This window comes from Vibrio sp. 1288 (genome assembly GCF_033344475.1).
Genome location: NZ_JAWPOX010000852.1, coordinates 1 through 583 on the forward strand (window position 1 = coordinate 1; position 583 = coordinate 583).

The 583-nt window shown below is 42.9% G+C and carries 1 protein-coding gene and 1 pseudogene; both read right to left on the bottom strand.

What is annotated here, in order from left to right:
• Positions 1–70, bottom strand: a pseudogene (locus R8O11_RS29725) (DUF2007 domain-containing protein); the annotation flags it as partial.
• On the bottom strand, positions 70–583 hold a 514-nt coding region (locus tag R8O11_RS29730), incomplete at its 5' end, for a TVP38/TMEM64 family protein (RefSeq protein WP_318195192.1). The pseudogene R8O11_RS29725 and the gene R8O11_RS29730, both read right to left, overlap by 1 nt.

The window sequence follows — 583 nt, forward strand, 5'->3', positions numbered from 1 at the left end:
TATCTTCAGTTTTTAATAGTTCACATACGATGTGCGCTTCTGCTGGATTTTTCGCGATAAAGATTTTCATCAAATACTGCCATTTGGCTGAGTAGGGGTTGGCCTTACCTTATTCATAACCCATTTTACGAGTATTGGAAACAGCCCCAGCAAAGCAAAAGATGCTAATACCGTCGGGGATACGATACCAGAAAGGCTATCAATGGTTGCTAACTGAGTACCAGCGTTAAGGTAAACGGCAGTACCAGGGAGCATGCCTATTTGACTGGTTAAATAAAAGCGCGCAATGCTCATAGGTGTTAATCCCATCAGTAGGTTGATGAGGAAAAATGGGAACACTGGAATTAAGCGCAAAGAAAACAGATAAAACGCGCCATCCTTTTTTACTCCTTGGTTAATCGCAACAAGCTTTTCCCCAAATCTCGATTGAACCCAATCCCTAAGCAAATATCGGCTACTCAAGAAAGCTAAGGTCGCACCGATCGTACTGGCAAAAGAAACCAAAAGTAAGCTAAACCAAAACCCAAACAAAGCTGCGCCTAGCAAAGTAACCACTGCTGCTCCGGGAATAGAAAATGCGGTA